Raw genomic sequence first — 25254 nt, 5'->3', positions numbered from 1 at the left:
CTTTAATCATTTTAATACAAACGTCTGGCATCCAGAATTTCTATATCACTTATTTTCCATACGTTCTTCTCAATGATAAAAGTGACTAATGCCCTGTATTTATTTTGTCGATAATGTGTATGTCCAAAATGATTCACTGAACCTCGGACTTTCCATTCGATATCGACCTTATAAATATTGGTTTCCAGTTTACTTAATTTATGTAACTCGGTTATATTCACCTCATCCACAGTAGCCCTAGCTCCTCCTCTATTTTCCAAAGCCATTGACTCTCGATTCTGCAAGTAAATTTCTACCAACTGTTCGTTTGTAACACTCATAGCTAAACGGTCATATACCACATCTTCCTGCTTTCGATCAAAAGCACGATACACATTGGTGAGCAAGTCACCCAATAATCTCTCACCCTTCTCTACGGAAGGTTTTCCATGAGAAATGGCATTCATTGCCAATACTGGTCTGGCAAAAGGGAATAAAGCAAAGCCAAGTATGAGTAGTGATAAAAGGCATATACGATTTTTTGTTCCTTCTAATTTTTCTCTTCGATAGTACCAAAGGATGATGAACACAATCGCCAAAATCAACCATAAGCCATAGGACACGATGGGTATGGGTCTGTTCTTTACTTCAATAGGTTCAATGGCAGGAACCTTAAAGCCTTTGATGCGGCTTTCCCATGTTACCATATTATTATCGGGACATAGTATATCTGCAGAAGTTGCATGAGGATCTACCATTGACAAATCTATCTCATGATTATCAGGAAACAGATGCCATGCAAAACGAATTGAATCAGGATAATCATCCATCAGATAATTAAGCGAAATGCCAATAATGGCTTCATTTATATCTTCGTCAACTGCCGTTTCTTTGATGCTAACTCCGCCCCTGCCCAGTGTCACAAAATTAACATTAACCTTTTCAGCTTTAATTTGATGATTATTGATATAGGTGGTATCCGATGTACTTATGAGTTGCTCCAGCCTTGCTTTAATTTCTTCTTGTTGCTCAGCAGGAATCATATTTTTTTTGGTTTTTAACTTAAGAATCCGGACAAGTTCACTCCCTTTAATCAGGATTTCTTTACGAGCTTCATAAGGCTCTACCGAGAGGAAAACCATGATTGGTGATGTCATAAAACCTTTGCTTTTTGATACACCTGTTGCGCCTTCAATGGGGTTATTTGTCGAGGTTTGAACCATCACCTCTTGTCCTGAGTTCTGAAAATCAAGCGTTTGCTTTTTATCCGCCAAAATATTATCCTCAAAAAGAAACAGGATACAAAAAACCGCCAAACTGCCTGTTATCATTGGTAAATAAGTGCTTCTTAAGGAAATTCTTTTAATTCTATAAACAACAATAAGCAACAAGCTACCAAGGCTATAGTTACCTAAATCAATGGCTAAGTTAAAAGCAAACATCGCCTGTATTCTTTGTGTCATCAAGAGGTTCTCAGTTTGTAATTCATTACCAAATGACAAACCATGAATCAAAGCCGTAAAAAAGATTAAAGCTGGAAGATAAGGAGCCTTCTTTGCCCGATATAAATGATATGAAGTATAAATAACTAATAATAAAACAACCAAATCACCAAACAGCAGTTCAAAACCAATGATGCGCATTTCGGCCAAAAGCATGGCAGTCATTTGTCCCAGTGCAAAATAAAGCAACATGCGGTAGGCTTTACGATTTGGCATGGCTAAGACCAAACACAATACAAATAGTACATGAATCCATTTAAATCCATAATGTTTCAAACCCGTTACAAAATATGTTTTTAGCAAGTCGGTGGTACTATATTGCACCTCCATAATCTGATTAAGCGGCACATGAATGCCATTAAGCGTGCGTGTGAAAAAACCTTTAAAAGTTTTGCCATCTAACCATTGTGCAGTGATATCTACAGCATTTCTGGCCCAAGGCAAAAGCAATACATCTTCTGCTTCAAAACCACGGTTAGACGAACTTATCTCAGCTTTTAGTGTAACCCATTCTGATTGAAACTCCCTCGAAGGCGTAGAAATGTTAAATCCTTGCGGCAATATCGGCTCTTTAAATGAACCTAGAAATACCTGAGGTATATCGACTTCAAATATATAAGTGGTATCGCTTTTTTGAATCAGTCGTACTTTAGCAATACCTGGATCATCGGCATATAGTTCAGGTGAACTAAAGCAAAAAATCACAATTAATAAAAGTATTGGTCGCAAACCATTATTCAAGGACTTTAGGTATGCATTATCGAATAAGTGTAGTGTTAAGAAGTTGGCCAACAGTTTTGTCATCTTCGGTACATTTAGGTCGTTAACAATTAGCTATCATCTCGGGGAGTTATTTTTGAATCTTCAAAAACAACCTTATACTGCTTGCGCATTAAGGCATACTCTTCCTTCTTCTTCAGCGCTTTTTGTTTAGCCGTCCATTCGCGCTCAACAATGTCCCATACCTCGTTTAAATCAGGCACCTCTCCTTTTTGTATCTTTTCAATACGAACTAAATGCCAGCCATAAACCGATGCTACAGGTCCTACCCACTCTTGTTCTTTAAGTTTAAACACCTGATCGGCAAACTCCCTTCCAGTTTTACGAGCCACATTCGTCATTGTTTCTGATGCAAAATCAATGGGTAGCATCATTAAGCTATACTTTTGATGTTGCTCAATTCCAGCACCTTTCTTAAGCTTTTCCAACACCTCAATTGCAGTTTCCTTGTCGTCCTTATCGAAATATAATTGAGAAAAAGTGATCCTGGAATCATCTCTGAATTTATCAGGATTAGCCGTCAGGTAATCGCGCAACTGCTGCTCAGTGGCATAAACAGTTGAATAATCGTCAAGCATCATTTCCATTAACTGACGCAAACGTTTCTTGACTGCTACATCCGATTTATCAAGTCCCATATTCACCGCCTCTTTGTAGAAGATTTCATCCATCACATGACCGTAAATCTGGTTCTGCATTTCTTCTTCAGTAGGATAACGATTCCAGGTACGCAAGTAGTCTTCACGTAACAAGTCAATTTGTGCATTGGTAACAACTACCTTTTTATTAGTATTCTCAACAAATTGCCCAACTGCCTCATAAATAAAATACAAGGCTGTGCCACATATTATAAAGATGAAAAGGGGATGCTTTAATATACGTCTGACGTAATTCATATATTTAAGATTGTTTGGTTTCAATTCTCCATTTTAGTTTGATTCCGTTAAAGCCGGATAGATATAGTGAATCACTCCATTTTGGGCTTCGGTATCCTCAAAGAGAACACGTGACTCGTTCACTTTATGCCGGGCAGGTTTAAAACTAATCGATATATCCTTACCGCTTATCGTCTCTAATTGATCAAATTCTTTTAAATCCTTACTAAATAACTTCCCTTCAACAATGTGTGCCTTCAAAAACTTCTTTAAGTTCCTGACCGATAATTGATCTAGTGGAGTTTCTAAGTTCTCAATGGCTTTATCAACCGGAATAAACAATGTAAAACTTTCACTACCAGCCAATTCTTCGATCAGGCCCGTTTTTTCAAGTGCTGCATTAAACAATTGTATCCTTTCACCCTTACTAATTAATTCCGATAGCAGAGGTAGTTGATCCAATCGATTATAAGTCATTATATTCTCAGCTTTAAGGTAATAGTTTTGGTTGATAGAGGAGATCATCGCTCTGCCAAACCTGAAGTTAGGCAGTTCAATGGGCATTTCTTCATTTATTAACTCTCCACTTATCATTACCATTTGTCCATCTTCAAGATCAGCAAACTTCTCACTTGGGACTCTGAAACCTGTACCGAACATATCAGCCACACAGCAGTACATAAAGGTGGACATAAGTGCAAAGCTACCATGTCCATCTAATTCATCAAGTCGCTTAACAACACCAACAGTTGTAAATGACCTTCCTTTATTGTATACCTTATCAGCCTCTGTAGTAGACAAAGTGCGTAACTCTTCTTTTGGAAAGCGTGATTGGTCTATTTGATCCCATAAACCAGCCTGCATAAAGTGTTCTGAAGGATTGATTGTACTCTCATTTGGTACATAGGGTTTGCCAATTAAAACAACGAGTAATAGTACACCAAAAAACAAAATATTGACAATGTTACTTTTGGGTGACTTAAACAATGAAGTGATACCTATAATGAGAATTAATATGGAACCGGCAAAAGTTAGCCACCGGAAGTTTTCATTCATCAACAATGCATACTTTTCGGATAAGGACAACCAAAGCGTAAAGACACCAACCAACAGTAAGAAACCCGTCTCTATTATCCCATATATTTTTCGCATAGTTACTTGCATACTTTAAAAGCTTAATAAATCCAAACTTCCGATTAATAAGGAGGCCAGATAAATGATTATAAAAGGAACAACTAACAAGCTTACTACCATTAAGCGTTTAAAAGTGATACCATACATACCAATAAGTTTTAAGTCAACCATTGGTCCTATGCCAATAAACGCTAATTGGGCAGCAACCGGAAATCCAACAAAAGAAGCCGCCACAAAGGCATCAGCCTCTGAACAGATAGATAAGAGTATAGCTAACAACATCATGCCCGCAATAGAGAGAGCCAGATTACCACTAAAATACGCCATTGCATTCTCAGGCAAAAAGGTTTTAAAAGCGGCAGCAATTAAAGCACCTAAAATAAGATATTTACCCATATCCATAAACTCAACAGCCGCATGCCGAAAAGTAGATACTATTTTTTTTCCCAGTGGCTCATGTGTATGGTTATGAGTATGATCATGCGAATGCTCATGTTGATGGATGTGTGTATGATTCGGATTATCACAATCATGTTTGTCGGACCGGACTTTCAACGGCTTGACAACCGAAGCCATTTGGCGCGATATAAGCGCAACAATAGCAGCTACTATAACTGCCAAACCTATGCGCGCGAATACCATTGAAAAACTCCCTCTAAAGGCGATATAAGTGGACGCCAATACCACCGGATTAACAATTGGAGCAGCCAACATATAAGCAATGGCAATATAAGGTGGTACACCTTTACTCATTAAACGACGAACAATAGGTACAACACCACATTCGCAAGTTGGCAAAACAAAGCCTGAGCCAATACCCAGTGCCAGGCCTCCAGCGATATTTTTTGGTACCATCCCCAATAGACGTTGGGTTGAAACAAAGACTTCAATAAACGATGAAAAGAGGGCTCCAATTACCAGAAATGGCATGGCCTCTATGAAAATAGCAAGAGCAATAGCTGCAAACAGGTTAAAAGTTTCGTACATGTTGATGTTAGGTCTTTGCTTTGGTAGCTACAATTAGTTTGGTCAATTAAAAGTAGCTTCCTGGTCCGTAAAAGCTTATTACCAAATCTATACTAAATAGCAATTAATTCCCACTATTTGTTTTGAAAAGTTTTGCAGCCTTTCCTTAAAAAGCACTTCTCATCAATCATCGGGTTGTTTATAATCCAATGTACACTCATGATAAGTGCACTTAAATATCTCAAGATAACTTTGCAGATACGCGGAATACAGGACTTTAAAAAAAACATAAAAGCAAAGAGATACTTTTATATACCAAAGCGGCCACCTCTTTAAAAGAAGTGGCCGCTGTATGCAATTGAATTATAAATAAATGCTGAAATCGTATTAGATGCGTTTCATCATATGTTCTACTTCTCTTATTTGAGCTGTTAGCATCTTCTGTTTGTCTAGTTTCTTCGCCTCCTGTATATGAATTTTTGCCAACTTTTTATTACGTTTGGCCAAATAGAAACCTGCAAGATTTAGCTTTGCCATTGCTTGATCACTTTTCAAGCGAAGACCGGTCGATAAAGCTTTCTTAAAACTCTTTTCGGCCAAAGCAGGTTGGTGTGTTTGAGCCTGAGTTAAACCTAATAGGTAGTAATAATAGGCTTCCTGGCTCTTTATCATGCGCTCTGGGTGCTTTACTTTATTAAGTATCCCCTCAACAGTTGAGAACTTGCTTTTCCTGATAAAAATGAAGGCCAACAGGTTCATTTCATTTTTGAAGTGAAAAAGAATTAATAAAGAAGAGATTATAACCGCAACAACGCCTAAGCCTACAAAGCTATTGATAAAAAGAAAAACGGATAATGCAGTAATAAGTATGGCTAATATTAATCGAATGTATTTTCCTAACATGGTCTATCAGTTTATAATTTACGGCACAAAACAATGCAATTTCTGCAATATAACAAGCATTTCGGACCATTCATTTGAGCTAAATATTCCTTTACCCTGTTGCACAATAATATAGCAGAAGCTCATTTTCTATATGCCTTTTAAATTAGCAATTATTTGAGGCGTATTTATTCCCTAAATTCTTTCCAAACTTTTTTTTAAAGAAGGTTATATTAATTTCCTAGTTAGATATCACCAATCATTTAATTGGATAAGGACATTGCTCAAAAAGATTTTTGGTTATGGTGTTAATTCGTTTTTCTGCTTCTTCAGGACTATCGGATCTTTCTCCTTCGGCCTCACCCACCCATATGATTTTTTTAGATTTACGATCGACAAACATCAATTTCAACTGGCCAATATGCGGATCGGGAGGAATAACATCTTCGTTAGCCCGATTAAATTTCATCCCGAACATCTGAAACCCTCTAAGTGAACGATACCACATGATGTCACCAGATGAATATCTTCGTCTGTTCTTATACGCTTTATTATAGTCATCGCAGATAGAATATAAAATATAAATATCTGGTTTATGCTCTTTGAAAACGAGCCCTCGTAGTTCAGCTTGGCTTGTGAAACTTTTACGTATTTGCGGCAAGTTCGCGGTACTTATAATCGAATTTTCGTTATCGAAAGCACCATCTTCTGCAAATAATAGGACATTGAAAGTTTTATACTTCGAGAAATCTACATCAGCTTCATAAAGCGTGCTATATTCAATCACACTGCAGGCGGAATTAAGTACAACTAATAAAACAATCAGCAAACTTCTCATAATAAATAATGTTGAGCAATTGAATTAATCAAAAATCAAATTGACTCCTATTCTTCCATTAATATACTTTGCACTTTCAAGGTTAAACAACGCATCAAAATTGTCAGTAACACCATAAATCTGAAAAGGTCCGGCATTAAATGCCAGGCCAAAACCTATATTGGCTGGTGCATTTTTTTTCATTGAATAGCTCAATACCGAAGAAAGCCATTTCTTATGCGTAAATCCGGTAGCTATTGATACTTCAGGCACAAAAAACTCGTTGATATTATAGTTACGTGATAACAAACCAATGCTCCACCAGTCTTTCAGTTGATAATCAGCATTCAGTATAAAACTTCCCATCAAATTAGTCGTATAGTCCCCTTCGGAATCCGTAACTTTAAAAGCATCTTTAAACTCCTCTTCAACTTCATCCCAGTAATCATCACTATCATCATCATCACCTGCAATTTCATCACTCACATCGGCCCCTAAATATGAATACGTTCCAGTGGTTGAAAACTCAGTTACATCTGTGCTAAAAGTAATACTACCAATATCAATTAAAGAAGCACCAACATGTAGCTTATCTGTTATCTGAAAACTTCCACCGAAATCAATACCAAAACCTAAATTATCTGTTGCCAAAAAATCTTCAGCTCCAAACTCGTTTGTAAAGTCAACATCTTTGACATATCCATCCTCATCGTAATAAATATCCATTGGAAGGTTAGTACGAATACTTGCATTACCTGATAGGGATAATAAACTATTTTGAGAAGTAATAAATTGCATATCTATCGATTCTGATTCGACCATAGCTACGCCTAAAAGAGCTTTAATACGTGTTCCTATTCTTACTTTTTCATTTATTTCATATGACCAGCCTAAGGCTATTTCTGTGTAATCAATACCTTTCACATACATGTCCGATAAGTCATGATTAATTGGCATATCTCCATTATAATTCCAGTTACCAAGCCTTAAATCAAATAAAGCCTTGGGGTAATTAGCCCTTGCCTTTAATTTATGATTGATATCCAATGAAAAGAAAGAGCGCCCACGTTCAAATCCAAAACCAAGCAATTGAAGTGTAGCCTCGGTTGTAAAAAAATTATTATCCTGTATTTGGGTTGATACATAATCCAAATCAACCATTAAAGAATCGCCTTTTCCACTTGGGCGAATGATATCATTCCAGCTAAAACCTGAATTTGAACCATTAATTTGCACTCCTCCAAGAGCCGGGAACGCAATATACCATCCACTTGTTGGCTTTAAAGCTGGATTCATAATGGTTCGTTGAGGAACACCCCGGAGAAAAATATTTGTATTATCCTGTGCCTCCAATCGACTAATTGACGAAGCAATAAGAATAACTATTAAAAATATGTAATTTCTATATGATATCATGTTGCTATAGTTCCGGATTATCAAAAACACCTTTAATATTCACACTCATATCCAGTGCCTGATCGGTTGTAAGAACAACCATTTGAGACTCATCTTCATAATTGCTTCTTGTCAAATGCATTCTAAGCCGCAACTCTTCTGCCATTTTCAGGTGTTCAATATGCTCACTTGTTAAGACTACTCTATTATATTGCTCAATCGTTTTCTCATGATAGCCATCAGAATTTACAGGTGCGGCCTCTAATAATAATGCCCTAATTGTGCTTAAAATCATATCTTGCTCTTCATCATAAATATCAATAAACATTTCTGTCTGAAAAGGGAAACTACTACTTCCTGCAACCTCCATCGAACCTTCAACCAAGTCTTGCAGTACTTCATAATCATCCATAAACAAGGTATCGATAGCCATGCCACTATTGGCTCTAAATACGGTTGGCACTTCAACCAGATAACCTAGGTTAACGGCGCTTTCGTCGGTTAATTCTACCTCATCAAACAATGCATATCCAGGGTTAAGTAACAGGTCTGCCTCATACTCAATCGTTTCAGGCATATAACTCATAAAGTCAATAATATTTGAATTATTCTTATCGACTACCAATGTATCCTGTATATACTCACCCTCGGGCGATGCAGGTACAACAATATTAGGGAATATCAATTCGAGAGAATCCTCAGGTGCAATTTCACTTTTAAAATAAGGATCGATAATTCCAATGAAAGGTGTTGAATTAGTGATTAATAAATTAACTACTGGCGTGTCGAACTCAACACCTTCAGGAAATTTCTCAAGGTTATCGTAATTCATTTCTATACTACCTGATTCAAACCTAAGGGAATTCTCAGTCATGGTACCTTTGATGTAATCATAGTCTAACTCATCTACCACAAACAGTATTTTGCCAATTTCAAGATCATAGTTACGACTCGCATCCTGCGAACTAAAAGTTAATATGGCTGGTAAATTCTGATCAACTAATTCAAAAAAGTCATTTTCAAAAAATGCCTCGTATGACTGACTATTACTCAACTCTGTTTCAATAATCTTACCGCCATCCTGCGCATTTATAGTTGGCAGTTCAATTTTTAAATATAGTGGCGATGTCAGTTCTTCGCCAGATATGGCCATTCGATAGCTAGCCTCAAAGGCACTTAATGTTCCATTCTCGGTAATAATTGGAATATTTATTGGGATGCTAAACTCACTTCCACGATTTAATTCAGAATAAACCACATCTACTTCCTGTTGCTCCATGGAAAATTCAAACAAGTCATCTAAAGTTAAGTTTGAAACTGAATCCTCTTTCTGATAAAGAATAATGCGTTCAAAATCGTTGTCATCCTTATAGTAACGAATATAATCAGTATCATCATTAAAGATATCTTTCATCGTTACCTGTGCATGCATCAAAGGCATTGCTACGCCAGGTGTTATTTCAATATCACCATCAAGCTTATCGGTATTAAACAAATCACCGGTGCATGAATAGAATACCAATAGAAGTAGTATAAATTTTAAGATATATAGATTCTTTACCATTTGTTTATTGATTAATCCAATAGTTTTCAAACAAAACAAATTACGTTCAAATTAGTTCCAAATCAAGTGTTTGTTCAATAAATAATGGCGACTATCTATATCTTAATTTCATACTCAGAATGAGGCTTAAAACATTGATATCAATCAATTGTTAAATAATTAGAACTTGCATTTTTAACTGTTCATCTAAATCAAACATGCAGCAAATTAACCAAGCCAAACTATCTCTCCCCGCAATAGCACGACACTTCATTAGCAACCAACTAATTCAAGATAAGCTATCTCAAACTACTTTTGGGACTATCACTATATTGGATGCGCCTGTTGGCTATGGAAAAACAAGCCAACTTGCATACTATGCAAGCACAAATGAACAAACGGCATGGGTCAGTCTTGATGAAAGAGATAATGTATTAAATAGTTTTGTGATTTATTTTATAAAGGCCATTCAGCAAGTGAATCCCAACTTTGGGATGAAACTGAATAAGGAAGTTTCAACAGAAGAAAACCTGGCGACATTACTCAATGAAATTAATCAACTTGAAAAGCCTGTAAGTATTATACTTGATAGTTTTCACACAATTAATGATGCAAGTATTTTTTCATTTATCAACTCACTCTTTGCTTATCCCCAACAAAAGCTTAAGCTAATTATCGCAGGAGAGTGCGTGAAATATAGCAATAGAGCATTATCAACAAAGGGTATTATTACCCAATTGGGCGATGAGCAACTTAGACTTACCCAAGAAGACTTATCTAATTACCTGAAAGTGAATCGCCATATTCCTTCATTTATAAATCCTAAAGAAGTATACGCCCATACTCAAGGTTGGCCACTTGGTGTTATGACCTTATTTAACCTGGCTCCTAATTTTAATCGATTTGCGAATGTTGTTTCGGAATGGGAAAATCATTTATTAAACCTCTTGGATGAAAACATCGCTTCACTACCAAATAATATGAGAGATGTAGTAGAGTTGTTCGTTTTTAAAGTAAACTGGTTCAATTTTGACATGTTGCAACACCTCATTATCTCACAAAAGTTAGATACAGATTATACTGCCGATAGTCTTTTAAGCACGATTTATAATTCTGGAGTTCCTATAACAAAATCTTCAAAAAACATTTATAAGCCACTTGCTATCGTTTCCAGAATAAACAAACGTAGAAACAATAGAAAAATCACTGAATATCAAAAAGAAACACTGATTGAACTGGCCGAATATTGCAATAATAATGACTTCTTTGACGAAGCGTTTCAATACTTTATTTTGGCTGGCAAAAGTGAATTGGCAAGCAAAATTTTCAATCGTTTGAGAACTCAGTTAATGAGTGAGGGAAACCTTAATGCCTTAAATCAATACATTAAGAAATTGCCAGATAACAATACACTTGCTTTTAAATTAAGTACCATATGGATTAAAATATATACCGGTAAATTCCTACATATTAAAGATGAAATAACTGCGATTGAGGAAGCACTTTTTCAAGAAGAACAGAAGCACACAGACCCTAGTATAATTGGTGAATTTCACCTTATTAAAGCTTTTATTTATTATTATCTGGAGGGTGACTACAAACAAGCAAGTAACTCTTCAATAAAAGCAATTGATACGATCGACGCAAACCAGGATTATTTATTTGGTTTGGGGTGGATGTATTATGCATTATCAATGCAAGCATTAGGAGAAGCCAAAGAAGCAAAAATTCTGCTGACTAGTGCCATGGAAGAAGGTCGAAAAACACAATCACAAGTACTTATTCAAACGGCACTTTGTCTCATCCAATGGCTTAATGGACATTCACTTGATTTGCTTTTGAGTGCTAAACACATCGAAAATATTAGTTCAACAGGTATATTAAGTGATAATATAGCACGTTCGAGGTATTTTTCTGCCTTGGCTTATATCTTCAGTCACAATAAAGAAAAAGCAGTGTTAGAGCTGGATTATTTTAAGAATGAAAAACTCGTTCATACATCAGTTTTTCCTTTTTGGGGTAAAGTGTTGTATTTAAGAATGCTATTCAGGGAATTATCATCAGAAGAAGTCAATGAACGAATATTAGAACTTAGTGAATGGGCCCAGCAAAGAGGCGAACAGTTATTAATCGAATACATAAAGCTCATCACCTATTACATTTCATGGTTTCGAAATAAAAAAGAATCAGCCATAAACTGGGCCATTAATGATACATCCATTTCCGTTAGTCCTTTAATACATGTTATTTCAAAGCAAAACATCCGTGCCCAAATACTGATAAGTTCTGAGGATTTAAACCATGTGAAAATTGGATTGAACCTTATAAGACCTATAATAGAAAATCCAGAAAAATATTATAATATCCATCAGCGAATTTTAGCGCTAATAACTGGAACTATTGCAGAATATAAGGTTGGGAATCATCAAAAGGCGATTGACTATTTTAACGGGGCTGCTCAACTAGCAGAATCCAATAGCTTATACTACTTCTTTGATGAATTAAAAGGTGAATTAATTGAATTAGTAAACAATAATCTGGATATAATACATTTAAACAAATCACTGAAAACAATTTATTTAAGTTCAAACGATTCGAACTTAAATGAAGAAGATAAAAAGGCGTTGACTAAACGAGAAATTGAAATTGTGCTAATGATTCACCATAATTTCAATAACAATCAAATAGCCGACAAACTTTTTATTTCTGAAAAAACGGTTAAACGCCACATCGCCAACCTATACAAAAAACTTCAGGTTAATAATCGTGAGGAAGCTATCAAGCATACAAAACCATTGCTTAAAGCTTATAAAAAAAGGGTTTGACCAAACTGTCAAACCCTAAACACAACACATAAACACTAACGCTTTCGCATTAAACCACAATAATAACCTAAATCTTAATTTCCTATTCCTTCCCCTTTTTCAGGTAATTTAAAAGTTGATAATTCAAATTCAATTCCACTATCTACAGTTTGGTCATGCACCAAGTGATAAAAAGCTTGTCCGGCTAGTCCATTATTATGAACCATCACATCCTCATAACTATGCCTGAATAAAACAGAAACAACATAATCCAGTTCCTTGGGAACATAAACCGGAACATTATAATCTTCAACCTTAACACCGTTTATTGAAGCGTTATATATTTGAGAATCGAATATTTGTCCTGTTCCGTTTGCTAAATGAACAGATACCTGATCTAGCTCAAGTGGTATTTCATACTCACCTACTTCAACTACCGGCATATCTTTTCTATTCACTATATAATAAGCCTTTTTACCAGAAGCTCTGTCATCATATTCAGGATGAGTTACCTCAATACCAAACCAGCCAATGGCTGAGAAGGTAATTTGCGGATCAGTTAAATCTACATTTTCAAATCGCTTATCCTCAAACATGCCCGTTTCAGGATTATAAAGTTCATGGATATCAACTATATATCCCGTAGTGATGTAGTTATGCTGAATTTCATCTTCATTTGTTGTACTCTTTAAAGGCACCTCTACTGGTTCTGAAAAGTTGGTATAAGTCAGGTCCACTTCACATACATTACCTTCATGGGGTAATTCACTACCAGGCCTTTCCATTAATTCCTCTTGACAGGCATAAAAAGAAATTATGACCAACAAGCTAACGAATATTTTATATGTCTTTTTCATGATACACATCTTACTAAACCCTATTCGAAAATGACGCTCTCAACCCAGTAATATTTACACTCTCCTGAATTACCAGCTTTTATTTGAACCTTTTCTTTCCCTCCATTTCTGTGTTCTACTTCTATTGTAAAATCTTTCTCCATTTCAATGTAAATGGGTTGGTATTCTTCAACTTCTATCTTCTCAATCTCCATTTTCTCAATGGTAAATCGTACATCAACTGAGCGGAACACTAATAGTGTGGCAAATTGCCTTAATTCCATAGGAATAATCAATTCCTGGCCCCCTGGCCAATCATCAAATTCATTCACTTCGAAACCATAATAAGCTACTTGACTTGCTTTATTTTGAACGTAATCGGGATGTATTACTTCAATACTAAATGGCCCTGCAGTTTCAAATTCAATGCTCTGGTCGTTCAGGTTTATGTTTTCAAATTCAATATCATCATAATAACCTTCTTGCGGGTTTTCTGCACTAACTATCCACGCGTTAAACACTTTTACTGTATAACCTGAAGTCTCATAACTATGAACCAGTTTATCTTCATCAAATTCATATTCATACCAGTTTTGCATTGAAAACAAGCCTAAACTTTCACCTTTTAAGCCATTGTTGGAACTCAGTATAATTGAGCGCTTTGTAATTGGCTCAATAGGCTTTGTTAATGTAAGCTCTTGTTGCCAGCCATCATCAGATTGCGTGCAACTAACACTCAACAAACTAAGCACTAAAAGACTATATGCAATTATTGTTTTCATTTTATTAAGTGTTTGATTGTTTAATCTTTAGGTACCACCACCATTGTTTTTTATGCAATGACAGTGGCTAAATCCCTATCATTTTGACATTTTATAGTCCAATGCCACCACCATCAGTTGGTGTGTCAAAAACTGGTAAATCAAAGATGATACCATGACCCACTTCTTGTTCATGCACTGTATGGTAAAATGCCTCTCCGGCTAAACCTGAATTTGTGGCAGTATCTGTACCTCCGTCGTGTTGGAAAGTAACACTTACAGTATAGTCAACCTCGGCTTCTACATAAACGGGACTATTAAACGCCGTTACAGGAACATCCTGTATGGTAGCTGATTGAATCTGTGAACTAAATTCTTGTCCTGTGCCATTTGCCAGGTGAACAGATACTTGCGACAACTCTAATGGAATTGTTACATTACCGCCACTTACAACATCAACTCTTGGTGTATTTACCCCATAGTAAGCCGTTGTTCCTACTGCAGCATAATCAGGGTGCGACACCTCAATACCAAACCATCCGATGGCCTCAAATGATATTCCCGGATTGGCTAAGTCAACATCTGTCCATGTTTCATTTACAAACTGTCCTGTTGAAGAATCATATAATTCTTTGATAACAACTGTATAGCCCGTTGATAAATAATTATGAGTAACAGCTGCAGGATCATATGTACTTGCCGACTTTAAATTGTTACCAATAAAATCGGTATACGATAAATCTACACTTACTATTTCACCTTCGTGTGGTCCTTCACTACCCGGAGCACTAATTCCACCATCATCTTCATTACAACTAGTAAATAATATAACGGCTAAACTCAATAACAAACCAAATTTAATTGTCTTCATTGTTTTTGTTTTTAGATTTTCGAAACTTGTTTACGCCCTAAGCATTGCAAATCAATTGCCACAAACTGAAAATCTTTATTCGTAAACATGAAGCCAATCAACCACTAAACCATAACATTATGAATATGTGCACTTTATATAATTTAAAATACACCGGATGTAGACATACAAATACACCTATTACATCCTATAAATGAGTATTAATCATTCATTTTAGAGCGTATAAAACAGATGTTTGGCACAGTAAAACACTCGGTTAAAACCCAGCAGCCCATAAAAAAAGCTCAGTCAAACTGAGCTCATCATATAATTAAGGTGCCTAAAAAGCCCAGGCATGCCCCATTGTTATGTAAAAGGTGAAATCATCCTTACTGAAGGCGAAGTCCATTCCCATTTTCATTCCAAACTTACGGGCTATTAAATAGCGAAAACCACCGCCTCCACTCACAACATTATTGCCATCACTTATATCGCTATAATCTTTAAAAGCAGTTCCCATGCCGGCAAATCCAATGAGATGCCATCGTTTATACGCGTTCCAGTCCACCTCTCCCTCAAAAGCCAGTACATTATTATCTTGATACTTTAAAAATGGCACTGCGCAGTTGTACAAAGGGTCTGGTATAAAATGGCACATCGCCCAACTTACTATTGGCCACAAGTTTGCCTCCAATAACCAATTTTCTATTGACGTCTTTAATTCCAATAAAACTTGAGTTAATTTTTCCATACAGGTCTTCTCCTCCCATCCATGTATCACTATAAATACCTAATACCTGCGCCCAAATACCATTCGTAGGTGATATAACATTATTTCGTGAGTCATAAATAAACATAGCCGACAACTCGCTAACGCTCGTTTCAATTTCAATACCCGAGAACTCAGGAATATCAATAGGCAGCTTAAAAGTATTTGTGATTGGAGCTAGTGTATATTTAAGTCCACTAAAAAAATTAGTTTCTGCCAAACGAAACTGTATTTGTTGCAGAATTATCCATGTATTCATATTCATTTCAACCGGTTTAGGAAGCCGGCCATAGTAATCGATATTAACATTGATCTTTCCAATGACACCCAGGTATCGTATCTTATCTTCGTTCCAGAAGCCCGCATGTAGTGCACCAGCCATCCATGTTCCATTTTCGGTATACCCGCCAAAACCTCCGGTGATACTCGGTGGTCGCTTTTTATTTTCATACGAATCGTGGAAGTACAGTAAAGCCATAGCTCCACCATAGCCAACTGATGGCTCAGTAATTAACATCGGAACAGGCAACAAGCCTTTTTTGGATATTAAAAAATCACTGACATCAAAAGCTAAATCTGCACTATCACGGAAAACCGACAATTTATCTTGAGCGCAGATTTTGGCACTCAGAATAGTTAGGATAAACAGCGAAAGGATGAGTTTCATTGAAATATTATAAGGTTAGTATAAGTTATTGGTTTTAATGAGTTGCTTAATTAATGATATTCGAAATTAACCCATGAATAATTACCAATTTTCCATTCATCACCTATTCGTCGTCCTGTAATTGTAATGATTGCTGAGCTTGTATGTAATTCTCCATTATGATCCTTACGTGAAAGAATACACTTATAAACAGTATTAAAGTACTTATGATTCTTTACCTCAATATCTAAGAAGTCAATATCAGAAAATTCTATACTTATTTTTTCAGCTTTCTTGAAACTCTTTAAGAATTTTCGAAATTCTTTGTTTGTATAAGCCATGATTTTTCCTTTGTCTTCGGTATAGACAGCTACCTGACTAACAACAAACATTGGTGTAAAGTATTGTAATATTTCTTCTTCTTCCGTATTAATAGCAAATTTCTGCCACGATTTATGAAGTTTGTGCACCAGTTCTTTAATCTCCATTTCGTCAGTTGGTGCCAACTTGAGCTTTAATGAATCAATAATCTGTTGGTTCTTCAATGTATCGAGTTCCACAGTCTTAATTATACTATCTGGTTGTGATATACTTTGGTTGTAATTATTGGCACACAAAAACTGAACAACAAATACAAATATTAAGACACCGGATACTCTATTGATTATTGACATATGGCTATTGATTAAAATGTAATTATATAACAGCGTTTAGCATATACTGTTCTTAAAAATGTATCATTTATCTTTTTTCATCTGCTACCGTATTGTTGTAACCAAATGTATATTTGGCAGCCAACTGCAATCGATGAAATGCCCCATTAACACCACCTTGTAATTCTCTATAGCCATACATATACTCTGCACCAAAACGCAATTGCGGCGCTATATCCCATTTGATATTGCCAGATATGCTATAACTCGATTTATTTATCTCTGGCACAACAAGATTGTCGTCATGCATGGCGTTATATACTGCCACACTAAAGCTTGAACTCCAAACTTTGGGTTTCCAAAAGTGATTATAAGCAATGTAAGCATTTACCACATCAATGGTATTTAGTGCACCTTCATTATCAACGACAGCACCAGCACTGAAACCGGCAGACAGATATCGCCCGAGTCCGGTACCATATGTCGCCATCATACGGATATCATCACCTCGTCTACCAACTTTGATTTTACCACCAGTGGTGATTCCTACCCCCATAGCATAATGCTTGATGGAATCTTTTTTGTGCAAGGTTCGTCCCATAATTGCCACAGCCCAGTTTCCCCAATCGCCGGAGAAATTATTTCTGAATATTATATCAGGGGAGACTTCTGATTCGGTTACTTCCGTATGACTCTCCTGATATGGCGTAATGGTTGTTTCCGGATTCTCCAGAGCTAACCACCAGTTGCCAAGTTTAAATCTGATTTGTGGCTGACGCACAAAAACTAATCCATCCATTGCACCTGCAAAATCAATTTCATCAGGTACAACAACAACCATAAAAGTCGACCAAGTTTGTCCAATCAATAATTTATCCCACTCAAAATAAGCATGCCTGATACGCGGATTGTAAGAATTAGTCACTTTCTCATCTCCAGCTTTTGACATCATAAAATCCAATTCAATAAATCCGTGAATTTCTTTCCCTAACAGATTAGTCTTTACATCAAAATTAAATCGTGATTCCTTTACATGGTAATCAAGATCAATATGTTCATCTTTTGCTCCAACAGGTATTTGACTTGGCAGGTGGAAATCACGCAATGGACTTGATTCTCCAACATCTCCATTCTCATACCAGGTATTGATAAAATCAGCCTTGATATATCCACCAAATTTAAATGTGGTTTGACTCTCGTTTTCCTGAGCACAAACACCTATCGTCATAAATAGTAATAATGGGTAAAATAGCTTTTTCATGTTTATTAATCTTGAATTAGGTTGTTAGAGTTTCGAATTATAAATTAAGCTTATCTGCCATTTGTTTAAATAATGGCACAGATATACCCACAATAAAACGCCATCTTGACCAATCAATTTGTGATTCCTGCTCATCAACAGAGGCCACACTTGCATCATCATTTGGGAAATCAATTGGCCTTTTAATAGCATATTTAGCTGATGCATTAGTTGCACCCAACGTTAAATCGGCCCAGCTAAGATCTAAGATGACACCGGCACCAAAATGAGATATATCAGAGCGAAAAGTTGAACCTATATATACTAAATCTTCTCGCGGGTCAATACCATAAGAATTCGGAATTGCAGCTGAAAAATCGGTAGAATAACTTACGTAAGCCCCAACTTTTTCATTGACATTAATGTTGTAACCAACACCAAAATTGAAGACTGAATTAAGTCTATTAACGAGTTGTCCATATTTTTCTTCTCCTGTACTTTGACCCGTGAAAGGTTCTGATTGCATAATTGTATGTCGGTCAACTGCACTGAAGTATTCAGAACTAACATGAAACGTGCCCTTTAAAATTTTAAAACCAGCGCCTACTGCAACCGACCAAGGTGTTTTATGAATCGCTTCCAGACCATCTTGTGTATCTAATTCATAAACACTTGAATTTGATTCATAAGCTGTACTGAAATATTCGTATTGCATATCGCCTTCGCCAAATAAGCGTAAATTTGGAGTTGTCACAGTTATACCAGCTGTCATACGCTTCAGCTGATAAGATAAACCAATCTTCCATAATAAACCAAACTGGTCGTAAGAATAGCTATTCTTTTGAGTAAACATTTCTAAGCGCTCATCTTCAGGATAAGCCTGAAGATTGCTCTCAATCAGTGAACTCTGCTCTCGTGCTGTAATAAATGTAGACACACCAATGCTAAGCTTCTCTGACAATGATTTACTCCAGCTAACTCCCATCCATTCCTCTTTAACTTTCTTATTCAGTTCAATTCGGCCACTAAAATATTCCTCACCAGGTAATGACTCTATCACATCACCATAAACCTGACTTCTTGTTGAAAAATTAATATCGGATGTATAACGTGTAAGAAAGGCATAGGCAAATTTATGCTCTGGCAACCATTTTATCTTAAAAGTACCGGCTACAAGGCTTGGTGCTCCACCAAATTTAGATTTTTTTAAATCAATGTCATCACCAGCACCATTTTCAAAATTGGTATTACTCAATTGGTAAACCTTTGCACTAATTACAAAAGCTGGTTTTTCAATTTGACCTAATCGTGCCGGATTATAAAACACAGCCCCTAAGTCGCTTACACTACCCACTACTGAATTACTTAATAACATTGATTTGGTACCATATTGTTCGGTCCAGTAATGAGCATCTTGTGCAACAACATTTTGCACAAGTAAAGTCATGATAATAATAAAAAGTGAGAACTTTCTCATTTGAGGTAGATTTTAGGTTATATATCATTTCTATTAAAAAGCTTCTCCAATTCTGAAATAAATACCCCAATCATCAAGCCCAACTGCTGCTTCCATCCCCACGTTCATTCCTGTTTTTGGAAAAACCGTGTAACGGAAACCTCCACCAATTGATGGAAATAGTTTGCCATCATTGCTTTCAATATTTGACTTCCAGACTGTAGCCATACCAGCAAATCCAACAAATCCAAGTTTATCATATAGATTCCACCGGTATTCTCCCTGAACTGTCATGATACTTTCACCTCGGTATTCACCCTGCGTATAGCCCCGTATATCGTTGCGACCAACGATGAATTGTTGTTCAAAAGCTACATCTCCCAGTCCGAATCCGCCTTTAACACGATAGGCAATAACATCGCGCTTATCTATAACAGCAAAATACTGATTGTGATCCACTTCAATCCGTTGCCCGACAAATTCATTATCCAGAAATTCCGGAGTAAATGACATACTTATGTTATCGTTAAAACCAGAATAGGGATAATATACATTTGAACGAGTATCAGCAGTTATTTTTACACCGATAGCATTGAAACTGGTTTCTTTATTACTTTGCCCTTCTATTTCTGTATCAGTTTTGCTCATCACATAAGACAAACCACCGTACAAAAACCGGTAAACACGTCGCTGAACTTGGATATAGCCAAACGCCACTGAAGTGTTGTAGTCGATGGGCATTCCACCTGGCACATCTGGAAAAAACTGAAATCCATTGGATGCCAAACCGCCAGCAAATGTCAAACGCCAGTTATCTTCGTTCCAGTACATGCGCTGAAAAATTAGGGTCACCCAATTACCTTCTGTAGAATATTTTCCTACAAAACCGGTCATTGATCGTGGTGAGATAGTATCATTTAAACTTAAACGGTAGCTTGCCATAGGCACTCCTCCAAATTCGAAACCTCCTGTTCGGTTGTAATTAATATATGGTACAGGAACAAAATTCACCTTTTTTTCCGTTGAATCTCTTTTTTCTGCAGCAATAGCAGTTGTACATACAAACTGAACCAAGTATAAAGCAATTAGTTTTGCAACTAATAAACGGGTATAAATCATATGGTGGTTAAATTAAAATACTTCTTTAAAATTATAATAAAAACCAATACTTTTTGCCCTTATGGTCAACTGAATAAACCAATACGACGAATATGATAAATTTCATTATTACTCTTTACATACTTATGCATTTCATCTGCTACACATTAACATCTTAATTATTGGATATAATTCTACTTCAAATATTAATATGCTTATGGCATTAAGGAATGCAGTTAGCTTATACCCATATAATTTACATCTTTCGATATTGGTTATCAAGCCTATTTGATTAGAGTTAAAAAACAGTCTTCTAAATAGGCTGCCAATTATAACAATAACAGATTCTACAGCTAATGGTAACTTTTGGTGGTAAAAGAAAAATAGCTATCTTCAAAACTCAAAATTAACCATACCTCATTATAATGCAGTCTGTTATTCAAGGACAATACTTTCTAATGGATAGGACATTAAAATCAGTGAACTTTTTTAATGGTTCAATTGAGAATGATGAAACCTGTATTTATGAGGTATTTCGCATCGAAAACGGCAAACCACTGTTTTTACAAGCTCATCTGGAACGATTTGATAACAGCCTAGCTATTAGCGGAAAAGAAATTAACTTTAATACAAAACAGATATCCAATAGACTAAAGCTCCTGTTTTCAGCCAACGATATTCAAAATGGAAATGTAAAGCTGGATTATCGAATTAAAAACGATGGGGAAGCTATTTTTATGGCTTATTTTATTCCTGTCAAATACCCGGGGGAGTTAGAAAAAAGGGAAGGTATCAGGTGCAGTTTGCAGTTTTCTGAACGGCATCATCCGCAAGCCAAAATCTATAATCCAGATGTACGTGGTAAGGCCAATTCGATTATTGAACAGGGTCAGACCTATGAAACAATATTGGTTAATTCGAATAATTGCCTGACAGAGGGCAGTCGTAGCAACCTGTTTTTTATAAAAGATAATACATTGTTTACAGCCGATGACTCACTGGTTTTACCTGGCATTATGCGAAAACAAATGCTTTTAATAGCTGACAAATTAAAAATCCAAGTTGTTTTTCGTGCTGTAATGCTAGAGGAAATGGAGACAATGGAGGCCGCATTTATAACTGGAACTTCTCCACGATTACTACCGATTAAGCAGCTCGATAAAGTGACATTTAAAGTTGAGCATCCGATATTATTACAGATGATTAAAGAAGTCGAAGAACTGATTCTCGCCCAGATATAAGACATAAAAAAAGGAGGGTCACCCCTCCTTTTACCACTCATATGTCAATCCCATTAAGGAAATTCAACCATATTATAATCGTTTATATTAGCACGCGGAATTGATGCGTCAAATTTGGCATTAATGGCATCAATAAAGGCGTTCGCAATAATAGCAGAACCACGACCTGTTGCGTGTATTCCATCCAATGAAAAGACACCACCAGTTACAAATGCACCAGTATAAGTATGACCATCAATGATTATTCCTGTCGTACTAAGTTCTTTCATTTTCATATTTAAATCTGCATGTGCAAAACCATGTTGCTCACTAAGCGACTTAATTGTCACATTGTATTCTGCAGTTGCAGTTGCAATAGCCGCTAATTCAGTTGCATCAAGCACATATTCAGCAGGTACAGGCACCTGTGTTCCCCATCCTTCATTTGCAATTTTGTCGGTTGGTAATGTCAATAAGAATTTTTCGTCGGCTTTTATCTGGCGAATTCCCATTAATGGCCAGCTCTCATCAGCAATAACTAAAGCATTTGCTCCGGCACTAAACTCAATACGTGGAAGACCATTTGCATCAGCTGCAGCATTGTAATCAGTATAAGCTGCATTAAGCATATCAGCAGTTGCCTGATCAAGTGGTAGTGCATTGTAAGGAACTGTATTGAAGAATGGAATGGTTTCTACAGCAGGAATATTTCCTAATACACCTTTGGCTCCATTTGCTACCAGCGCCGTAAGAGCCTGACTATATGCACCAGCGAAAATTGCAGGATCAGTGATAGCATCACCTTCTCCTCCTGCCATAGCATAAGCTAATACATCGTTATTACCTGCCCATAACGAAATAAAACTAGCTTGTGCAGCAAGTGCATCACCTAAAACAGAAGCCATTGGTTGGCTCATAAACCTTGTGTAAAATGGATTGTAATTACCAAAACCAGCTGCTGGATTACCAAAACCTTCTGCTAACAAGTGAATTAGTTTTGCTCCAGGAACACCATAATTCTGATTCTCTGCACTCGCTACTTGTTCTCCAAATATATTTGCATCTCCAACAGTAGGTTGCGGTTTCAGTGAACCATCGACAATATTTAATTCATAATAACCATTAAAAACACCAGGTTGTAACTGAGTTGAACCAACACTACTTTCTGAAAGAACGAAAGGTTGGTTATAAGAATCACTTCCCACGTACATTAACTGTTTTCCAAGAATAGCACTAAAGCTTTCTTCCTGACCTCGTCGCCCTAAAGCTCCATCGGTATAACCAGCTGTATATGAATCACCAATGGCAATAAATTTTGAAAAGTCAGCCGTTCCTGTTGAAGGTGTAAATTCATCTACCTTAGGTTCACATGACCATAATGCTACTGCACCTAACAATAGTGCATATTTAAATATATATTGTTTCATCAGTATCATTTATTAAAATGAATAATTTAAACCAATACCTGGAATTACAGCATTTGAATAGTAAGTTCCGTAAAAGTTCGTTGGGGCATAACCATCTTCACGCTTTGTTCCGTGAATGTATAATAATGATGCATCAAGTGATAGTTTGTCATTGATTTGATAACCACATCCCAATGACATCCCAATCTTATCAGTACCTGGTGTTTCTGGCGTCAATAAATCTTCCGGAATTGGTGTAGTGTCATAGTAAATACCTGCTCTGAACTGAAACTTTTCATTCATGGCATATTCGGCTCCCAAACGATACACCATTGTATTTTCAAAATCGCGCTGATTTTGAGAATCTTCTAAAATAGGTGTATTATTCTCAAAATCAAAGTCAAGACTTTCGTATGCTGACCAGCCAACATATTGCAAATCGGCTGCTAAGAGTAATTTATCATTAATCTGATAACCTACCCCAAATGTAATATTGGTAGGCATAGGCAATTCTGCTTTAAACTTTGTTTTAGCAGGAAAAGAAGTTTCATCATCATACAAGTCCTTTGGTACGTTAAACGTTGCTTCACCTTCATCTAATTTTACCTTTACCTCAGAACGATAACTTATTCCAAACGATAATTTATCAGATGGTTTATAACTTAAACCTGCATTAAATCCATAGGCCCAAGTATTTCCAGAGATATTTGTACTTCCATCACCATTCATATCCTGCAGTGGTAAAGCTTTATTTAAATCAACATTACCATTAACAGCCATAAATCCAACACCAAATCCTAACTTATCATTTATTTTATACGAAACTGTAGGTTGTATAAAGATAGCACGTAATGAAATATCCTGGATTAAATATTTACCATCCCAATCATCACCCCATTTTAAAGAGTTACCATAAGGCGTTGTGATAGCTAAACCAACAGCTAATTTATCGCTTATCTTTGTAGCACCATAAAAATAAAACGGCGTTCCCATAGGGTTATCCGATTGAGCTTCATAAGTTGAAGGTGCTTGCTTTTGAAAGGTGTTATTTGAGAAAATTAAACTTCCTCCAAATGAAAAATCATACTTTTTATCCATTAAGCCTAAGGCGCCAGGATTAAAATGCATGCTCGAAGCTCCCATTAATAAACCAGCACCAGTATGTCCCATACCAGTCTGCCGATTGCCTTGCAGGTTTACTTGATATCCTTCAGCAAATAACTGAAATCCAAGCACAAATAAACCAAAGAATAAACCTATTCTCTTCATGTAAGAATGATTAGTGAATGTTATTTAAGAATTTTTAACACGCGAATATAGCCTAATTTTTTAAATATCTAAACATTTAAATAATTGACAATCAACCCTTTTAAACATTTGAGTCTTTTGTTCGTTTATTTATTAAACATCCCTTCATAACATTTGGCACCCATAACGTTTAAGAGTTAAAACTGACTATACTTAATCGTATGACCGGATGAGTACTTAATTTTGGAGTTACCCCATTTTTTTAAGTAAATCCAAAAGTTAGCTGAGATTCCTTTCTTTGCTTATATGCCTTGGGGTTACCTGGGTGACGAGAAAAGATATTGTACAAACCATCACCAAGGGCATAAAATTTAAAATCAGGAACCCCAAATAC

Annotated in this window: 21 protein-coding genes; 2 read left to right on the top strand and 19 right to left on the bottom strand. The window is 36.2% G+C overall.

Features of this window, described 5'->3' with window-relative positions; genetic code table 11:
- Positions 1-11 precede the first annotated feature (11 nt).
- The 8 genes from JIV24_RS10710 to JIV24_RS10675 all read right to left on the bottom strand — a co-directional run bounded on the left by JIV24_RS10710 (position 12) and on the right by JIV24_RS10675 (position 9894).
- On the bottom strand, positions 12-2285 hold the full coding sequence (locus JIV24_RS10710; protein WP_200465033.1) for a HupE/UreJ family protein: 2274 nt from the start codon (positions 2283-2285) through the stop codon (positions 12-14).
- A gap of 26 nt (positions 2286-2311) precedes the next feature.
- Positions 2312-3157 (bottom strand): peptidyl-prolyl cis-trans isomerase, encoded by an 846-nt coding sequence (locus JIV24_RS10705; protein WP_200465032.1) that lies wholly within the window; start codon positions 3155-3157, stop codon positions 2312-2314.
- 33 nt (positions 3158-3190) lie between these two features.
- The gene (locus JIV24_RS10700) at positions 3191-4288 is read right to left on the bottom strand and encodes a fasciclin domain-containing protein (RefSeq protein ID WP_200465031.1); all 1098 of its coding nucleotides are present in this window, start codon (positions 4286-4288) and stop codon (positions 3191-3193) included.
- Between the two features lie 15 nt (positions 4289-4303).
- Positions 4304-5257 (bottom strand): permease, encoded by a 954-nt coding sequence (locus tag JIV24_RS10695; RefSeq protein ID WP_200465030.1) that lies wholly within the window; start codon positions 5255-5257, stop codon positions 4304-4306.
- A gap of 366 nt (positions 5258-5623) precedes the next feature.
- Positions 5624-6139, bottom strand: a complete 516-nt coding sequence (locus tag JIV24_RS10690) for a tetratricopeptide repeat protein (protein WP_200465029.1) — start codon at positions 6137-6139, stop codon at positions 5624-5626.
- A gap of 238 nt (positions 6140-6377) precedes the next feature.
- Complete coding sequence (locus JIV24_RS10685) at positions 6378-6956, bottom strand: DUF4136 domain-containing protein (RefSeq protein ID WP_200465028.1); 579 nt, start codon at positions 6954-6956, stop codon at positions 6378-6380.
- A gap of 24 nt (positions 6957-6980) precedes the next feature.
- Positions 6981-8351, bottom strand: a complete 1371-nt coding sequence (locus tag JIV24_RS10680; protein WP_234445790.1) for a DUF5723 family protein — start codon at positions 8349-8351, stop codon at positions 6981-6983.
- Between the two features lie 4 nt (positions 8352-8355).
- Positions 8356-9894 carry a hypothetical protein gene (locus tag JIV24_RS10675; RefSeq protein WP_200465026.1) on the bottom strand — a complete coding sequence of 513 codons (1539 nt, stop codon included), beginning with the start codon at positions 9892-9894 and terminating at the stop codon, positions 8356-8358.
- A 197-nt stretch (positions 9895-10091) separates the two neighbouring features.
- Here JIV24_RS10675 and JIV24_RS10670 point away from each other — a divergent pair, with 197 nt between their 5' ends.
- A complete protein-coding gene (locus tag JIV24_RS10670) occupies positions 10092-12698 on the top strand; it encodes a LuxR C-terminal-related transcriptional regulator (RefSeq protein WP_200465025.1) in 2607 nt (868 codons plus the stop codon).
- 74 nt (positions 12699-12772) lie between these two features.
- On the opposite strand, the gene JIV24_RS10665 is transcribed toward JIV24_RS10670, so the two are convergent.
- From JIV24_RS10665 to JIV24_RS10625, 9 genes are all read right to left on the bottom strand, one after another.
- Positions 12773-13534 carry a hypothetical protein gene (locus tag JIV24_RS10665; RefSeq protein ID WP_200465024.1) on the bottom strand — a complete coding sequence of 254 codons (762 nt, stop codon included), beginning with the start codon at positions 13532-13534 and terminating at the stop codon, positions 12773-12775.
- 20 nt (positions 13535-13554) lie between these two features.
- The gene (locus tag JIV24_RS10660) at positions 13555-14295 is read right to left on the bottom strand and encodes a hypothetical protein (protein WP_200465023.1); all 741 of its coding nucleotides are present in this window, start codon (positions 14293-14295) and stop codon (positions 13555-13557) included.
- 91 nt (positions 14296-14386) lie between these two features.
- Positions 14387-15145: a hypothetical protein gene (locus JIV24_RS10655; RefSeq protein ID WP_200465022.1), complete on the bottom strand. Its 759-nt coding sequence runs from the start codon at positions 15143-15145 to the stop codon at positions 14387-14389.
- 319 nt (positions 15146-15464) lie between these two features.
- Entirely contained in the window at positions 15465-15743 is a 279-nt protein-coding gene (locus JIV24_RS10650; protein ID WP_200465021.1) for a hypothetical protein, read from the bottom strand.
- Entirely contained in the window at positions 15718-16560 is an 843-nt protein-coding gene (locus tag JIV24_RS10645) for a hypothetical protein (protein ID WP_200465020.1), read from the bottom strand. Before JIV24_RS10645 ends, JIV24_RS10650 begins: the two co-directional genes overlap by 26 nt.
- 50 nt (positions 16561-16610) lie before the next feature.
- Positions 16611-17213 carry a hypothetical protein gene (locus JIV24_RS10640; protein ID WP_200465019.1) on the bottom strand — a complete coding sequence of 201 codons (603 nt, stop codon included), beginning with the start codon at positions 17211-17213 and terminating at the stop codon, positions 16611-16613.
- A gap of 67 nt (positions 17214-17280) precedes the next feature.
- A complete protein-coding gene (locus JIV24_RS10635) occupies positions 17281-18453 on the bottom strand; it encodes a DcaP family trimeric outer membrane transporter (protein WP_200465018.1) in 1173 nt (390 codons plus the stop codon).
- A 37-nt stretch (positions 18454-18490) separates the two neighbouring features.
- Positions 18491-19909: a hypothetical protein gene (locus JIV24_RS10630; protein ID WP_200465017.1), complete on the bottom strand. Its 1419-nt coding sequence runs from the start codon at positions 19907-19909 to the stop codon at positions 18491-18493.
- Positions 19910-19942: 33 nt separating this feature from the next.
- A complete protein-coding gene (locus JIV24_RS10625) occupies positions 19943-21007 on the bottom strand; it encodes a BamA/TamA family outer membrane protein (protein ID WP_200465016.1) in 1065 nt (354 codons plus the stop codon).
- 437 nt (positions 21008-21444) lie between these two features.
- Between JIV24_RS10625 and JIV24_RS10620 the strand changes: the two genes are divergently transcribed.
- Positions 21445-22227: an aminotransferase class IV gene (locus JIV24_RS10620; RefSeq protein WP_200465015.1), complete on the top strand. Its 783-nt coding sequence runs from the start codon at positions 21445-21447 to the stop codon at positions 22225-22227.
- A 53-nt stretch (positions 22228-22280) separates the two neighbouring features.
- On the opposite strand, the gene JIV24_RS10615 is transcribed toward JIV24_RS10620, so the two are convergent.
- Entirely contained in the window at positions 22281-23633 is a 1353-nt protein-coding gene (locus tag JIV24_RS10615; RefSeq protein ID WP_200465014.1) for an SGNH/GDSL hydrolase family protein, read from the bottom strand.
- A gap of 12 nt (positions 23634-23645) precedes the next feature.
- Positions 23646-24881: an OmpP1/FadL family transporter gene (locus JIV24_RS10610; RefSeq protein ID WP_200465013.1), complete on the bottom strand. Its 1236-nt coding sequence runs from the start codon at positions 24879-24881 to the stop codon at positions 23646-23648.
- Positions 24882-25254: the final 373 nt, after the last annotated feature.

The organism is Carboxylicivirga marina, from assembly GCF_016612505.1.
GTDB lineage: Bacteria > Bacteroidota > Bacteroidia > Bacteroidales > Marinilabiliaceae > Carboxylicivirga > Carboxylicivirga marina.
This window is presented reverse-complemented; position numbering and strand designations above follow the sequence as displayed.

Coding starts and splice junctions, on each gene's coding strand:
- JIV24_RS10710 (WP_200465033.1), bottom strand. CDS start 2,285: ATGACAAAACTGTTGGCCAACTTCTTAACACTACACTTATTCGATAAT.
- JIV24_RS10680 (WP_234445790.1), bottom strand. CDS start 8,351: ATGATATCATATAGAAATTACATATTTTTAATAGTTATTCTTATTGCT.
- JIV24_RS10670 (WP_200465025.1), top strand. CDS start 10,092: ATGCAGCAAATTAACCAAGCCAAACTATCTCTCCCCGCAATAGCACGA.
- JIV24_RS10705 (WP_200465032.1), bottom strand. CDS start 3,157: ATGAATTACGTCAGACGTATATTAAAGCATCCCCTTTTCATCTTTATA.
- JIV24_RS10700 (WP_200465031.1), bottom strand. CDS start 4,288: ATGCGAAAAATATATGGGATAATAGAGACGGGTTTCTTACTGTTGGTT.
- JIV24_RS10640 (WP_200465019.1), bottom strand. CDS start 17,213: ATGTCAATAATCAATAGAGTATCCGGTGTCTTAATATTTGTATTTGTT.
- JIV24_RS10665 (WP_200465024.1), bottom strand. CDS start 13,534: ATGAAAAAGACATATAAAATATTCGTTAGCTTGTTGGTCATAATTTCT.
- JIV24_RS10675 (WP_200465026.1), bottom strand. CDS start 9,894: ATGGTAAAGAATCTATATATCTTAAAATTTATACTACTTCTATTGGTA.
- JIV24_RS10620 (WP_200465015.1), top strand. CDS start 21,445: ATGGATAGGACATTAAAATCAGTGAACTTTTTTAATGGTTCAATTGAG.
- JIV24_RS10615 (WP_200465014.1), bottom strand. CDS start 23,633: ATGAAACAATATATATTTAAATATGCACTATTGTTAGGTGCAGTAGCA.
- JIV24_RS10635 (WP_200465018.1), bottom strand. CDS start 18,453: ATGAAAAAGCTATTTTACCCATTATTACTATTTATGACGATAGGTGTT.
- JIV24_RS10630 (WP_200465017.1), bottom strand. CDS start 19,909: ATGAGAAAGTTCTCACTTTTTATTATTATCATGACTTTACTTGTGCAA.
- JIV24_RS10695 (WP_200465030.1), bottom strand. CDS start 5,257: ATGTACGAAACTTTTAACCTGTTTGCAGCTATTGCTCTTGCTATTTTC.
- JIV24_RS10685 (WP_200465028.1), bottom strand. CDS start 6,956: ATGAGAAGTTTGCTGATTGTTTTATTAGTTGTACTTAATTCCGCCTGC.
- JIV24_RS10610 (WP_200465013.1), bottom strand. CDS start 24,881: ATGAAGAGAATAGGTTTATTCTTTGGTTTATTTGTGCTTGGATTTCAG.
- JIV24_RS10645 (WP_200465020.1), bottom strand. CDS start 16,560: ATGAAACTCATCCTTTCGCTGTTTATCCTAACTATTCTGAGTGCCAAA.
- JIV24_RS10690 (WP_200465029.1), bottom strand. CDS start 6,139: ATGTTAGGAAAATACATTCGATTAATATTAGCCATACTTATTACTGCA.
- JIV24_RS10660 (WP_200465023.1), bottom strand. CDS start 14,295: ATGAAAACAATAATTGCATATAGTCTTTTAGTGCTTAGTTTGTTGAGT.
- JIV24_RS10655 (WP_200465022.1), bottom strand. CDS start 15,145: ATGAAGACAATTAAATTTGGTTTGTTATTGAGTTTAGCCGTTATATTA.
- JIV24_RS10625 (WP_200465016.1), bottom strand. CDS start 21,007: ATGATTTATACCCGTTTATTAGTTGCAAAACTAATTGCTTTATACTTG.